We start from the raw sequence: 12,406 nt of genomic DNA on the forward strand, positions 1-12,406 counted from the left end.
ACGGAGGTGGGCGCGGCCGGGTGGGGGCGGGTCAGCGGACGCCCGCCTCGGCGAGGAGTTCGGCCGTGAGGGCCTGCTCGTCGAGGCCGGTCAGGCCGCGGGCGGTGAACCAGGTCGCGACGTTGTGCACGTCGCGGGCCAGGAAACGCTTGCCCTGCGGGTTGGCCACCACGTCCACGATCTGCGGCAGGTCGATGATGACCAGCCGCCCCTCGTGGACCAGGATGTTGTACGGCGACAGGTCCCCGTGCGCGTACCCGGCGCGGGCCAGCACGGTCAGCCCCAGCACCAGCTGCTGCCACAGGTCGGCCAGCCCGGCGTCGTCGGTGCGCACCTGCGCCAGCCGCGGCGCGGCGGTGCCGTCGGGCGCGCCGATGAACTCCTGCAGCACCTCGGTGCCCAGGATCTGCACCGGGTACGGCGTGAACGGCGCGACGTCGAGCTGCTGGGCGATCTCCCACAGCCGGACCAGCGCGCCGAACTCGGCCGCCGCCCAGGTCCCGGCGATGGCCTCCTTGCCGAACGAGCTGCGGCTGGCCATGGCCCGGTTGACCCGGGACTCGCGGACCCGGCGGCCCTCGAGATAACCCGCGTCACGGTGGAACATGCGGTGGTCGTGGCTGCGGTAGCGCTTGGCCGCCAGCAGGCAGCCCCGCTGCGTGCCGGGGATGTGCCGGTGCAGCAGGAAGACGTCGGCCTCCTTGCCGGTCTTCAGCACGCCGCGTTCGACGTCCACCGCGGCCAGCTCGGTGACGAGCCAGTCGGGGTGCGGCGCGGGCCCGCGCTCGGTCGGGGTCGACAGATCCCAGGTGGACCAGCGGTCGCCGAATTCAGGCTTGTCGGGAGTCTCGTCCCATTCGATCTCTTCGGCGTACGACTTCTCGAAGGTCAGTTCGTCGTCGTCGAAACGGTTCCGGCGGTTACCGCGACCGGCGCGCGGAAAGTCGTGCTCTCGCACTGGAGGTGCTCCTTGGTCGGAGAGAAGAAGAAAGAGGCGATCTGCGGGCAGCGCACAGCGACAGCGGCAACCATTCGGCTCATCTCCCTTCTCTCTCCGCCCACGGCGATCCCGGGGGCACGAAACAACGCCGCCGAGTCTGGCGAACGCGGCGGCACCTGTCAACCGATTTATTCAGCGCATCATGCGGTGGGGTGGATCGGCGGCCAGCACGGCGGCCACGGCCTGGATGGCGCCCTCGGCGATGCGGGTGGGGCCGAACCGGCGTTCAGACCACTGGCGGCCCCGGTGTATCCACACGCTGGGTATGCCGATGGTGGTCGCGCCGCCGATGTCGGCCTCGGGGCTGTCACCGATCATCCAGGCCCCGCGCAGCCGCATCCGGGCCCGTTCCGCGGCGATCTCGAAGATGCGCGGGTTGGGCTTGCGGCAGTCGACCTCCTGCGAGACCACCCAGTCGGCGACGAAGCGGTCCAGGCCGGTACGCCGGATCTTCGCCTCCTGCTGGCGGGTCTCGCCGTTCGTGACGATCACCGGCACCCAGCCGGCGTCGGCGGCGATGCGCAGCGCCGCACCGACCATCGGGTCCAGCCGCGTGCACTCGATCTGCCCCTCGTGCAACTCCTCGACCAGGTCGATCACGGAGTTGCGCAGTCGGTAGCGGTCGCGGATCGCGTCGGCCAGATCCCAGCGCGACGTGAGACCGTCCGCGTCGGCGTCCACCAGCCAGTCGATGTCGTACGTCGGGGCGCTGATCTCGGACAGGAACCGAGCACCCCACATCCGGAAGGCGCCTGCGCGGTCGACCAGTGTGTTGTCGAGGTCCAACAGCAACAAAGGCACGCGGGCACCTTACGTGACTCAGGACACGCTGGTGAAGCCCCCCGCGTGCCGAAACGACGCGGAAACGAAAACGATCTCGCGTTTACCTCAGATCGGCGTCGACCCCGATGGTGTCACGCTGCCGTGCAGCCTTGATCTGGTTCCTGGCCCAGTTCTCGGACGGGGTCCGGCCGTACTCCCTGGCCGCCCACTCCCGCACGTGGGCCGGAGTGATCTCCTCGCCGCGGGCGAGCACCTCCGCGATCATCCGCTGGACCGGCTCCTGGATGTGGTTGAGCATGCCGCGCGAGGTGATCTCGCTGGTGTCGGACAGCGGCCGGTGGCCCATCGGCTCCCGGCCGCCGCCCGGGGCGCTCCACACGGACTCGAGCTGACCCCGCAGCGCGGGGTCCAGGATCGTGCCGCGCTCATCGCGCTCGGGCACCTGCGGTGCCCGGATGGCCGGTTCCTGCGGCTGGGGCGGCTCGGCCGGGGTCGGCTGGTACGGCACCGTCTGGGGCAGCTCCTGCGACGGCGCGACGAGGTGCTGCCCCGGCTGGTGGGACCCGTTCTGGTGGACTCCGTTCTGGTGGAGGCCGTGCGCGGGTGATCCGTTCGGGTGCGTGGCGGCCTGGTGCGACATGGGCTGGTGCGGCACCAGCGGCGTGGCGCCCGGCACCTGTCCCCCGCGCCAGCTCGCCGTACGGGCCCGGCGCACCTCCGCCTTCGCGTGCACCTCGACCAGCTTGGCCTGCTGCTCCTCGCGCACCAGCAGCGCACCGTGCAGGCGGCGCTGGCGCTTGGCCTCACGCACGTCCTCGCGGTGGGCGAGCGCGTTGCGCACGGTCGGGCGGGTGCCCTCGGCGGGCGGGTACACGATCCAGGCGCGGCGGGCCGCGAAGGTGGACAGCGGCGCGTACAGCCAGCGCTGGCCGAAACGCGGGTAGCGGGTCTTCAGCGCCACCTCGTCGTCGTAGCTGGCCATGAACTGGTCCAGCAGCTCGTGGAACATCGCCATGCCCGCGAAGGAAAGGAAGGCGAGGTAGAGGCCGGCCCAGATGGACCACTTGTCCCGGCCGTGCACGAAGTTCAGGGTGGCCGACACGGTCGCCGCGGCGAGCACGATCTTGTACGCCCGGCCGGGGTGGCGGCCGCGCTTGACCGCCACGAACGCCCAGGCGCCGAAGGAGATGCTGATGCCGTCCAGGCTCAGCGGCACCAGCACGTTGGTCCAGTGGTCCCAGCCCATGACGTCGGCGGCGAAGCCGGTGAGGCCGATGAAGGACACGCCCATCACGGCGAGCCAGACCAGCAGGGTCGGGATGAGCGCGGCGAGGAACAGGCTGGTGTCCTTGGCCCGCTCCTTGCGCGTGCCGTACGCCTCCGGATGGGCCAGCCGCCTGCCCCGCCGCATGCCCGCCGACCGGGCCAGCGGCACGCCGATCAGCAGTGACGCGGTCAGCACCGACACCACCAGCACCATCACCCAGGTGGGCACCCAGGTCGCGGTCAACTGCCCCAGATCCACAGCTCGTTCCTCCCCGGCGGGCAACGGACCTGTTGGCCCGCAACCGATCCGCCTGGCGTCGCCTACTGCCCCCGGCGTTCAACGCGCCGGTGGACGCGGAGGATTCTTCCATGCGGCGGGGACACGCGCGATGCGTCGCAGATCTGTCACGCATGGTCAAGCCGTACGTACGGATTGCATGTGTCCCGCCGACCTGCGAAGATCGGCCTGTGCCCAGGGTGAGTCAGGACCAGCTCGACGCGCGCCGCCACGAGATCCTCGCCGCGGCCCGAGCCTGCTTCGCCCGCTACGGCTACGAGGGCGCCACCGTGCGCCGGCTGGAGCAGGCCACCGGCCTGTCCCGCGGCGCCATCTTCCACCACTTCCGGGACAAGGACTCGCTGTTCCTGGCCGTGGCCGAGGACGACGCGGTCGAGATGGCCGCCACCGTCGCCGCCAACGGCCTGGTGCAGGTGATGCGGGACCTGCTCGCGCACGCCGCCGACCCGGACGCGGCGGGCTGGCTCGGCACCCAGCTGGAGGTGGCCCGGCGGCTGCGCACCGACCCGGCGTTCGCGCAGCGCTGGGCGCAGCACTCGGAGGCGATCGACACCGCCACCCGCGAGCGCCTCAAGCGCCAGGCGTCGGCGGGCGTGCTGCGCGAGGACGTGCCGCTGGACGTGCTCACGCACTTCCTGGAGCTGGCGTACGACGGGTTGGTCAAGCGGCTGGCGATGGGCGGCTCGGCCGACGACTTCGGGCCGGTGCTGGACCTGATCGAGGAGACGGTCCGCCGCCGCTGAACCGGTCATCCGGTCTCAGAACGGAACAAACCCCAGGGTTCCGCACGGGTGTGCGGGCCGGTTGGACAAAACCGGACAACCCCTGGGGTTCGGGTGGCTCCCGTGGATTCGCCAAGCCGCTGACACACGGCCTCGACGCTCCAGTCGAACCTTTGGTATCGACAGAAGTGCAGTCGATGACAGCCGCTTAGCGGGCAGCCACCTCACGTGTCCTGTAGCTACTCAAAGCTGGACCACCTCCTTTCCCGTGTACCGCCGACACTATCCACGCGATCACGGGATCGACAAGATATTTTCTCCGCGAGCCTCGGGGCACTACAGTGCGGCACCATGGGCGCCCTCAAACCGTGGCATCTCGTTCTCAGCAGCGTCTGCTGCCTGGCCGTCGTGGCGGTGGTCGCGCTGGTCGTCGTGCTGGTAATGCGTAAGAGATGAGCAACCGCACCGTCGCGCTGGTCCGCGAACCCGGCCCGCGCCTGCCCGAGGGCATCGTCACCCACATCGGCCGCAGCGAGGTCGACCTCTCCCTGGCCCGCGCCCAGCACATGGCGTACGCCGACGCGCTGGCCTCGGCCGGGTGGGAGGTCTATCCCGCGCCGTCGGCCGACGACTGCCCCGACGCCGTCTTCGTCGAGGACGCCGTGGTGGTCTGCGAGGACCTGGCCGTGCTGACCCACCCCGGCGCGCCCGAGCGCCGCCCCGAGATCGCTGGCGCCGAGACCGCCGTGCGCGAGCTGGGCCTGCGCGTCGCGCACATCACCGGCCCCGGCACCCTCGACGGCGGCGACGTGCTGCAGGTCGGCTCGACCGTCTACGTCGGACGCGGCGGGCGCACCAACGGCGAGGGCATCCGCCAGCTGCGCGAGCTGCTCGCCCCGCTGGGCCGCACCGTGATCGCGGTGCCGCTGGGCGAGGTGCTGCACCTGAAGTCGGCGGTCACCGCACTGCCCGACGGCACCTTCCTGGCCCTGCCGCACCTGGTGCCGGTGGAGCTGTTCCCCGCGGTGCGGCCGGTGCAGGAGGAGGGCGGCTGCCACGTGGTGCCGCTCGGCGGCGACCGGGTGCTGCTGGCCGCGTCCGCGCCGCGCACCGCCGAGCTGCTGGCAGACCTGGGCTTCACGCCGGTGGTGGTGGACATCGGCGAGTTCGAGAAGCTCGAAGGCTGCGTGACCTGCCTGAGCGTCCTGATCCGCCGTTAGTGGCGGCCATGGTCCATCATGGGAGCACCCTCGACGAAGGAGCTCCCATGGCGGACACCTGGGGCATCCCCGGCCCCACGTTCCTGGCGCTGTACGCCGCCACCGCGGCCGTCGTGCTGGTCGCCACGCTGGTCCTGCGCTCCCGGGCGTTCGCGGGGCCGGAGCGGGTGCGCATCGACCAGCTGACCCCGCAGCACACCGCGTACCTCACCGGCGGTCCCGCGCGCGCCGTCTACGCCTCGCTGGCCTTCCTGCGCCAGCACGGCGTGCTGGAGAGCGAGAGCTCGGGCCGGCTGCGCCGCACCGGCGGGCTGCCGCCCGGCGCGAGCCCGCTCGACGCGGCCGTGCTGCACGCGGCGGGCAACGGCGTACGCTCCGCCGACCTGCGCACCGACCACAGCGTCGCGTCGGCCCTGCACACCATCAGCGCCGACCTGGAGCGCAATGGGCTCGCGGTCAGCGCGGAGACGATCGCCCGCGCCCGCCGGGGGCCGCTGCTGCTGCTCGCGCTCGCCGCGCTGGGCGTGGTCCGGGTCATCGCGGGCCTGGCCAACGACCGCCCGGTCGGCTTCCTGGTGCCGCTCACCATCGCGGTCGCCGTGTTCGGCCTGATCCTGGTCTCCCGGCGCCCGGTGCGCACCCGCGCCACCGACCGTGCCCTGGCTGACACCCGCCGGCACTACGCCCACCTGAGCCCGCGCATGAAGCCGGCGTTCTCGACGTACGGCCCGGCGCAGACCGCCCTGGCGGTCGGCCTGTTCGGCGCGGCGGTGCTGTGGGCCGCCGACCCTGCCTTCGCGGGCGAATCCGCCATCCCGGAGGAGCGGGAGGACCACGGCGCGAGCGGCGGGTGGGCCGACGGCGGCTCGTCCGGCGGGGACGGCGGTGGCGGCGGCGACAGCGGCGGCTCGTCCTGCGGCGGCGGCAGCAGCTGCGGAGGCGGCGGCTGCGGAGGCGGGTGCGGGGGATGACCCCCTTGGCGGACCGGGGCGTCGGCATCGGCTGGCGCCCCGAGATCGCCGGGTTCGTCGCCGGGCTGCCCGGCCTGCGCTTCGTCGAGGTGATCGCCGAGTCGCTGCCGCACTCCGGCGAGCTGCCCGACTCCCTGGCCGCGCTGCGGGGCGCGGGCGTCGCGGTGGTGCCGCACGGGGTGAAGCTGTCCCTCGGCGGCGCGGAGCCGGTCGACCCGCACCGTGTCGAGCACCTCGCCCAGGCCGCCCGCGCCACCGGCGCCCCCCTGGTCAGCGAGCACATCGCGTACGTGCGCGCGGGCGGCGTCGAGGCCGGGCACCTGCTGCCCCTGCCGCGCAGCCGGGAGGCCGTCGACGCGGTCGTCGCCAACGTGCGGCGCACGACCGCCGAGCTGGACGTGCCGCTGGCGCTCGAGCCGATCGCGGCGCTGTTCGACTGGCCGGACGACGAGCTGACCGAGGCCCAGTTCCTCACCGAGATCCTCGAGCGGACCGGCGCCGGGCTGCTGCTCGACGTCGCCAACGTGTACGCCAACGCGCGCAACCGGGGCGAGGACCCGCTCGACCTGCTGGACCGGCTGCCGCTGGAGCGGGTGGCGTACGTGCACGTCGCGGGCGGCCGGGTGCGCGACGGCCGCTACCACGACACGCACACCGACCCGGTGCCCGGAGAGGTGCTGGACCTGCTCGCGGCGCTGTGCGAGCGGCAGCGGCCGCCCGCGGTGCTGCTGGAGCGGGACGGTTCCTACCCGCCCGCCGCCGCGCTGCGCGCCGAACTGGACGCGCTGGCCGGCGCGACCGGATACCCGGCGATCACATGACCGGCCCCGCCCGCCAGCCGGATCCGGCCGACCAGGTGGGCGGCCTCGCCCGGCGTCAGGAGGAGCTGGTCCGCTCGCTCGTCGCCGGAGCGGTGACCCCGAAGGGCTTCGACCCCGGTGCGGTGGCGGCGACCCGGGAGGCGCTGCTGCGCAAGCGCGCGGAGGAGGTGGCGCGGCACTGGCCCCGGCTGGCCACCTCCGCGGCGGCCCACCCCGGCGGCTGGCCCGCCGCGTTCGGGGCCTGGGCGGCCGGGCGTGCCCCGCAGGGCTCGCTGCGCGACGGCTGGGACTACGCCCGCGCCCTGCCGCCCCGCGACCCCGCCGCCGCCCGGGAGCTGGCGCTGCGCGAGCTGCTGTGGGAGTACGACGGCACGACCGCGCCGAAGCCGAGACGTGGCCCGGCGCTGCGCCTCCACGCCGGGGAACTCTTCGTCCGCTGGCGCGGCCGCGCCCTCACCCGCAACCTGCGCCGCGCCCCCTGACCGGTCCCGCCCTGCCTCGATCGTCCGACTTGCCGGGCACTCGGGCGTATCTTGAGCGCGCATTCGGCCACTCGCCGGGCAAGTCGGATGATCAAGCCCGCGTGACGGGTCAGGCGGGGGTGTCCGCGAGGCGTGGGGAGTCCGTGACGGCGCTGAGCTGCCGGGTTCGCGGCGACTCCGTCGCCGCGAACTGGGTGCGGTACAGGTCGGCGTAGAGGCCGCCCTGGGCGAGCAGCTGCTCGTGGGTGCCGCGCTGGACGATCCGGCCGCCGTCGAGGACCAGGATCTGGTCGGCCTCGCGGACGGTGGACAGCCGGTGCGCGATGACCAGCGCGGTCCGGCCCGCGAGCGCGGTGGACAGGGCCTGCTGCACCGCGGCCTCGCTCTCGGAGTCCAGGTGCGCGGTGGCCTCGTCCAGGATGACGATCGACGGGGCCTTCAGCAGCAGCCGGGCGATGGCGATGCGCTGCTTCTCGCCGCCGGAGAACCGGTAGCCCCGCTCGCCCACCACCGTGTCGAGGCCGTCGGGGGTGGCCCGGACCAGGGTGTCGATCTGCGCGGCGGCCAGCGCGGCCCACAGCTCGTCGTCGGTGGCGTCGGGCTTGGCATAGCGGAGGTTCTCCGCGATGGTCTCGTGGAACAGGTGGGCGTCCTGGGTGACCACGCCGATGGTGTCGCGCAGCGACTGCAGCGTGGCGTCGCGCACGTCCACGTCGCCGACCAGCACCGCGCCGGAGGTCACGTCGTACATACGGCTGACCAGCATCGAGGTGGTGGACTTGCCCGCGCCGGACGAGCCGACGAGCGCGACGAGCTGTCCCGGCTCGACGGTGAACGAGACGCCGCGCAGCACCGGCTCGGCGGCGGCGCGCTCCAGGGTCGCCACGTCCTCCAGCGAGGCCAGGGAGATCTCCGCGGCGGCCGGGTAGCGGAAGGTCACGTCCCGGAACTCGACCTTCGCCGCGCGCGGCGGCACGTCCACCGCGTCGGGCCGCTCGGCGATCGCGGGCGGCAGGTCGAGCACCTCGAAGACGCGGTCGAAGGAGACCAGCGCCCCCATCACGTCGACCCGTACGTTCGACAGCGCGGTGATCGGGCCGTAGAGGCGCACCAGCAGCAGCGCGAGGGCGACGACGGTGCCCGCGTCCAGCACGCCCTGTACGGCGTACCAGCCGCCCAGGCCGTAGACGAGCGCCTGGGCGAGCGAGGCGACCAGCATCATGGCGACGAAGAAGGTGCGCGAGTACATGGCGCTCTGCACGCCGATGTCGCGCACCCGCCCGGCGCGCTCGGCGAACCGCCCCGCCTCGACCTCCGGGCGGCCGAACAGCTTCACCAGCAGCGCGCCGGCCACCCCGAACCGCTCGGTCATGGTGGCGTTCATGCGCGCGTCGAGGTCGTACGACTCCTTGGTGATCGCGGCGAGCCGGTGCCCCACCCGGCGCGCGGGCAGGATGAACAGCGGCAGCATCACCAGCGAGAGCACGGTGATCTGCCAGGACAGGGTGAGCATCACGCCGGCGGTGAGGATCAGCTGGATGATGTTGCCGACCACGCCGGACAGCGTCGAGGTGAACGCCCGCTGGGCGCCCAGCACGTCGTTGTTGAGCCGGCTGACCAGCGCGCCGGTCTGCGCCCGGGTGAAGAACTGCACCGGCATCCGCTGCACGTGGTCGTACACGCGGGTGCGCAGGTCGTAGATGAGCCCCTCGCCGATCCGGCTGGAGTAGAAGCGCTCGGCCAGCGACAGCAGCGCGCTGACCACGGCGAGCGCCGCGATGACCAGCGCGATGACGATCACCGTGCGGCCCGCGTCGGCGGCCAGCGGCGCGCCGTTCTCCGGCACGATCGTGTTGACCACCCGGCCCGCCAGCAGCGGGGTGACCACGCCGATGACCGCGGCCAGCACGACCGTCAGCAGGAAGATCGTGATCTCCTTGCGGTACGGCCGGGCGAAGCCCAGGATCCGCCGCGCCGTCAACTTGCCGATCTTGCGGTTCTCCACGCTCTGCCCGCGGCGCATCGACCGCATGAGCGATTCCATACCGCCGCCGGGGCCGCCACCGAAACTCACCCGCATACCTCCCTCTAAGCCCTGCCGTGCCGGTTAACGTGCGGCGCGGAGTGAAAATTCCTTAGCCGGGCTTATTAACTATTCCGCCGTCCGGGGCGCACCAGTCGCGCGGTGTAGTCGCCGGTCCGGTGGAATGAGTGGGAACCATCCTTTCCACCATCGCGAATCAGCCATGGGGAGGACACCCGAAAGGGCGTATCAACGAACGCGGAAAGGGACGATCGGCGTCGGGGAGGCGGATTGCTACTCGCCCAGCCCGGCCAGATCGCGGATGCGGCGGGTCTGCGCCTCCCGCTCGGCGCGCTCCTGCTCGGCATAGCCGCGGCCGCTCGCCGCGGCCAGCAGGGCCTTGATCTCGACGACCGCGTCCCGCGGCGCGGCCAGCACCGCGTCGGCCAGATCGGCCGCGGCCGCGTCCAGCTCGTCACGTGGCACCACCAGGTTGACCAGGCCGATCCGGTCCGCCTCGGCGGCCCCGACCCGGCGCCCGGTCACGCAGAGCTCCAGCGCACGGGCGTAGCCGACCAGCTCCACCAGGCGTTTGGTGCCGGTGAGGTCCGGCACGAGCCCCAGCGTCACCTCCGCCATCGCGAAGAGCGCGTCGTCGGCGGCGATCCGCAGGTCACAGGCCAGCGCGAGCTGGAAGCCGGCGCCGATGGCGTGGCCCTGCACCGCCGCGATGGTGATGAGGTCGGGCCGGCGGAGCCAGGAGAAGGCCTGCTGGAAACCGGCGATCCGGTCCGCGCACTCCTCCGGGTCGAGCGTGGCGAGCTCCTGGAACTCGCCGCCCTGCACCACTTTCAGGTCGAGGCCCGCGGAGAAGGACCGCCCTTCTCCGCGTACGACCACGACGCGCACATCGCCGGCAAGCCCCCGTGCGGCCGCGGCAAGACCCGTCCAGAGCTGCGGGGTCTGCGCGTTGCGCACCTCCGGGCGGTCCAATGTCACCGTCGCGACAGGACCGTCCACGGTCATGCGAAAGCCGGTCGCTGCCATGTCAGGCATCGGCCGGCTCCCACTGCTCGGCGTGGCGCGGGCGAATCATGCCTTCTTGCGCCGACGTGCTCCGCCGCGCTGCCGCAGCGCGACACCGGACTCGGTGAGCACCCGGTGGATGAATCCGTACGAACGGCCAGTCGACGCGGCCAGCGCGCGGATGGACTCACCCGACGTGTAGCGCTTCACGAGGTCCTTGGCGAGCGTCTGGCGTTCGGTCCCGACGATCCGGCGACCCTTCTCGGTGGTGGTAGCTGTGCCGGTGGCTGCCATGTTGAAATCCTCACGTCCCGGACGATGCGGTATGCGGTCCAACCTATTAGACCGCCTCCGACGATCATGCGCTAGATATCAATTCCATGCCAACCGACACGCACGGTGCTGTCGGGTACCCGATAGCGTGTCCGACCGTGACCACCGCTGACCCCCTGAGCACCCGCGACCGCGAACGGCGAGACCTGTTCGGCTGGTTCGTGCTGGTGTGCATCGGCCTGCTGGCGACCTGGCTGGCGGTGCGCGGCGGCGCCCGGCTCGGCACCGCCAGCGCGCCGTTCCTCGGCAGCTACCGCTTCGAATTGTCGCCGGCCTCGCTGCTGGCGCCGCTCGTCGCGGTCGTCGTGCTCGGCGCCGCCTGGCGCGGCTGGATCCATCGACTGCCGTGGTGGGCGGTGAGCACCGGGGCCACCGTCGCGTTCTTCGCGTGGGCCGTCTCGCTCGCCCTCGTCGACGGCGCCGACGGCCTGACCCGCTCGCTCACCCCGGACAGCTACCTCGGTGACGTGCAGGAGGTCGGCGACGATCCGCTGGCGTACCTGAGCTCCTTCACGGGCCGCTCGGCCGAGCACACCACGGCGACCCGCGGCCACCCGCCCGCGCCGGTGCTGCTGCTGTGGGCCGTGCAGCGGCTCGGCGTCACCGACCACCTCGCACTGGGCCTGCTGGTGACCGCGGTCGGCGCGCTGTCCGTGCCGATGGTGCTGGCCGCCGTACGCGACATGAGCGGCGAGGCCGCCGCGCGCCCGTACGCGCCCCTGCTGGCGCTGGCGCCGTACGCGGTGTGGACGGCGGTGTCGATGGACGCCGTGGTGGCCACGCTCGGCGCGGCGATGACGCTGGCCGGCGTGCGCGCCACCCGGCGCCACGGCTGGCGCGCGGCGCTGTGGGCGGTGCTGGCCGGGCTGCTGCTCGGCGTGGCCGCGCTGTTCTCGTACGCGGTGGCCTGGCTCGGGCTGTCCGTGGTGTTCCTGAACTTCGCGCGGCGCCGGGCCGCCCTGAACATGTTCGCCGGGCTGGGCGTGCTGCTGCCGGTGCTCGGCGCGGCCCGGCTCGGCTTCACCTGGACCGACGGGCTGGGCACGGCGTACGCCGACTTCGCCGAACGGATCGAGCCGCATCGCAGCGCGATGTGGTGGGGCCTGATCAGCGTGTGCGCGCTGCTGCTGGCGGTGGGCCCGCCGCTGTACGCGAGCCTGCGCAAGGTGCGCAACACCCCCGGCTGGCCGTTCCTGGTCGGCGCGGCCACGGCGGTGCTGTTCTCGGTCGGCGCCGGTTTGGCGCGCGGCGGCGTCGAACACGCCTGGCTGCCGTACTTCCCCTGGCTCACCATCGCCGCCGTCGCCCCGGAACGCCCCGGCGGCGACCCCGTCCCCGCTCCCCTGCTCCTGGTCGCCGTCGGCGCCGCCTCCGCGATGGTCATCGAAGCGGTCCTGTCGACGCCCTGGTAATGCATGGGCGGCGCGTCAAGAAGGGCACCTTCTTCTACGGAAAACGAGC

General features: G+C 72.7%; 12 protein-coding genes. 6 read left to right on the plus strand and 6 right to left on the minus strand.

Translation table 11 applies throughout. The annotated features are described in order from the left end of the window. Window positions 1-31 precede the first annotated feature (31 nt). From CS0771_RS35590 to CS0771_RS35600, 3 genes are all read right to left on the minus strand, one after another. Window positions 32-958, minus strand: a complete 927-nt coding sequence (locus CS0771_RS35590; RefSeq protein WP_212845079.1) for a serine protein kinase RIO — start codon at window positions 956-958, stop codon at window positions 32-34. A gap of 174 nt (window positions 959-1,132) precedes the next feature. Continuing rightward, window positions 1,133-1,801 (minus strand): HAD family hydrolase, encoded by a 669-nt coding sequence (locus CS0771_RS35595; protein ID WP_203746234.1) that lies wholly within the window; start codon window positions 1,799-1,801, stop codon window positions 1,133-1,135. 82 nt (window positions 1,802-1,883) lie between these two features. Then, complete coding sequence (locus CS0771_RS35600) at window positions 1,884-3,308, minus strand: DUF2637 domain-containing protein (RefSeq protein ID WP_212845080.1); 1,425 nt, start codon at window positions 3,306-3,308, stop codon at window positions 1,884-1,886. A gap of 209 nt (window positions 3,309-3,517) precedes the next feature. On the opposite strand from CS0771_RS35600, the gene CS0771_RS35605 reads away from it, so the two are divergent. The 5 genes from CS0771_RS35605 (at window position 3,518) to CS0771_RS35625 (ending at window position 7,563) form a co-directional block, all read left to right on the plus strand. Beyond that, on the plus strand, window positions 3,518-4,090 hold the full coding sequence (locus CS0771_RS35605) for a TetR/AcrR family transcriptional regulator (protein WP_203746230.1): 573 nt from the start codon (window positions 3,518-3,520) through the stop codon (window positions 4,088-4,090). A gap of 431 nt (window positions 4,091-4,521) precedes the next feature. Further along, window positions 4,522-5,289: a dimethylargininase gene (gene ddaH / locus CS0771_RS35610; protein ID WP_212845081.1), complete on the plus strand. Its 768-nt coding sequence runs from the start codon at window positions 4,522-4,524 to the stop codon at window positions 5,287-5,289. A gap of 47 nt (window positions 5,290-5,336) precedes the next feature. After that, on the plus strand, window positions 5,337-6,260 hold the full coding sequence (locus CS0771_RS35615; protein ID WP_212845082.1) for a TIGR04222 domain-containing membrane protein: 924 nt from the start codon (window positions 5,337-5,339) through the stop codon (window positions 6,258-6,260). Beyond that, on the plus strand, window positions 6,257-7,081 hold the full coding sequence (locus CS0771_RS35620; RefSeq protein WP_212845083.1) for a DUF692 domain-containing protein: 825 nt from the start codon (window positions 6,257-6,259) through the stop codon (window positions 7,079-7,081). Before CS0771_RS35615 ends, CS0771_RS35620 begins: the two co-directional genes overlap by 4 nt. Next, window positions 7,078-7,563, plus strand: a complete 486-nt coding sequence (locus CS0771_RS35625; protein ID WP_212845084.1) for a hypothetical protein — start codon at window positions 7,078-7,080, stop codon at window positions 7,561-7,563. The genes CS0771_RS35620 and CS0771_RS35625 overlap by 4 nt, the downstream gene beginning before the upstream one ends. 109 nt (window positions 7,564-7,672) lie before the next feature. Here CS0771_RS35625 and CS0771_RS35630 read toward each other — a convergent pair whose 3' ends face one another. The 3 genes from CS0771_RS35630 to CS0771_RS35640 all read right to left on the minus strand — a co-directional run bounded on the left by CS0771_RS35630 (window position 7,673) and on the right by CS0771_RS35640 (window position 10,906). Beyond that, on the minus strand, window positions 7,673-9,643 hold the full coding sequence (locus CS0771_RS35630; protein WP_212845085.1) for an ABC transporter ATP-binding protein: 1,971 nt from the start codon (window positions 9,641-9,643) through the stop codon (window positions 7,673-7,675). A 237-nt stretch (window positions 9,644-9,880) separates the two neighbouring features. Continuing rightward, window positions 9,881-10,633, minus strand: coding sequence for an enoyl-CoA hydratase/isomerase family protein (locus CS0771_RS35635; RefSeq protein ID WP_203741432.1), 753 nt, complete (start codon window positions 10,631-10,633; stop codon window positions 9,881-9,883). A gap of 45 nt (window positions 10,634-10,678) precedes the next feature. Next, window positions 10,679-10,906, minus strand: coding sequence for a helix-turn-helix domain-containing protein (locus CS0771_RS35640; protein WP_120315961.1), 228 nt, complete (start codon window positions 10,904-10,906; stop codon window positions 10,679-10,681). Window positions 10,907-11,043: 137 nt separating this feature from the next. Between CS0771_RS35640 and CS0771_RS35645 the strand changes: the two genes are divergently transcribed. Next, the gene (locus CS0771_RS35645; protein WP_244871228.1) at window positions 11,044-12,357 is read left to right on the plus strand and encodes a hypothetical protein; all 1,314 of its coding nucleotides are present in this window, start codon (window positions 11,044-11,046) and stop codon (window positions 12,355-12,357) included. The last annotated feature ends 49 nt before the right edge of the window (window positions 12,358-12,406 follow it).

The sequence above is a fragment of the Catellatospora sp. IY07-71 genome (assembly GCF_018326265.1).
In the GTDB taxonomy this organism is placed as follows: domain Bacteria; phylum Actinomycetota; class Actinomycetes; order Mycobacteriales; family Micromonosporaceae; genus Catellatospora.

Coding starts and splice junctions, on each gene's coding strand:
- CS0771_RS35625 (WP_212845084.1), top strand. CDS start 7,078: ATGACCGGCCCCGCCCGCCAGCCGGATCCGGCCGACCAGGTGGGCGGC.
- CS0771_RS35620 (WP_212845083.1), top strand. CDS start 6,257: ATGACCCCCTTGGCGGACCGGGGCGTCGGCATCGGCTGGCGCCCCGAG.
- CS0771_RS35630 (WP_212845085.1), bottom strand. CDS start 9,643: ATGCGGGTGAGTTTCGGTGGCGGCCCCGGCGGCGGTATGGAATCGCTC.
- ddaH (WP_212845081.1), top strand. CDS start 4,522: ATGAGCAACCGCACCGTCGCGCTGGTCCGCGAACCCGGCCCGCGCCTG.
- CS0771_RS35635 (WP_203741432.1), bottom strand. CDS start 10,633: ATGGCAGCGACCGGCTTTCGCATGACCGTGGACGGTCCTGTCGCGACG.
- CS0771_RS35640 (WP_120315961.1), bottom strand. CDS start 10,906: ATGGCAGCCACCGGCACAGCTACCACCACCGAGAAGGGTCGCCGGATC.
- CS0771_RS35615 (WP_212845082.1), top strand. CDS start 5,337: ATGGCGGACACCTGGGGCATCCCCGGCCCCACGTTCCTGGCGCTGTAC.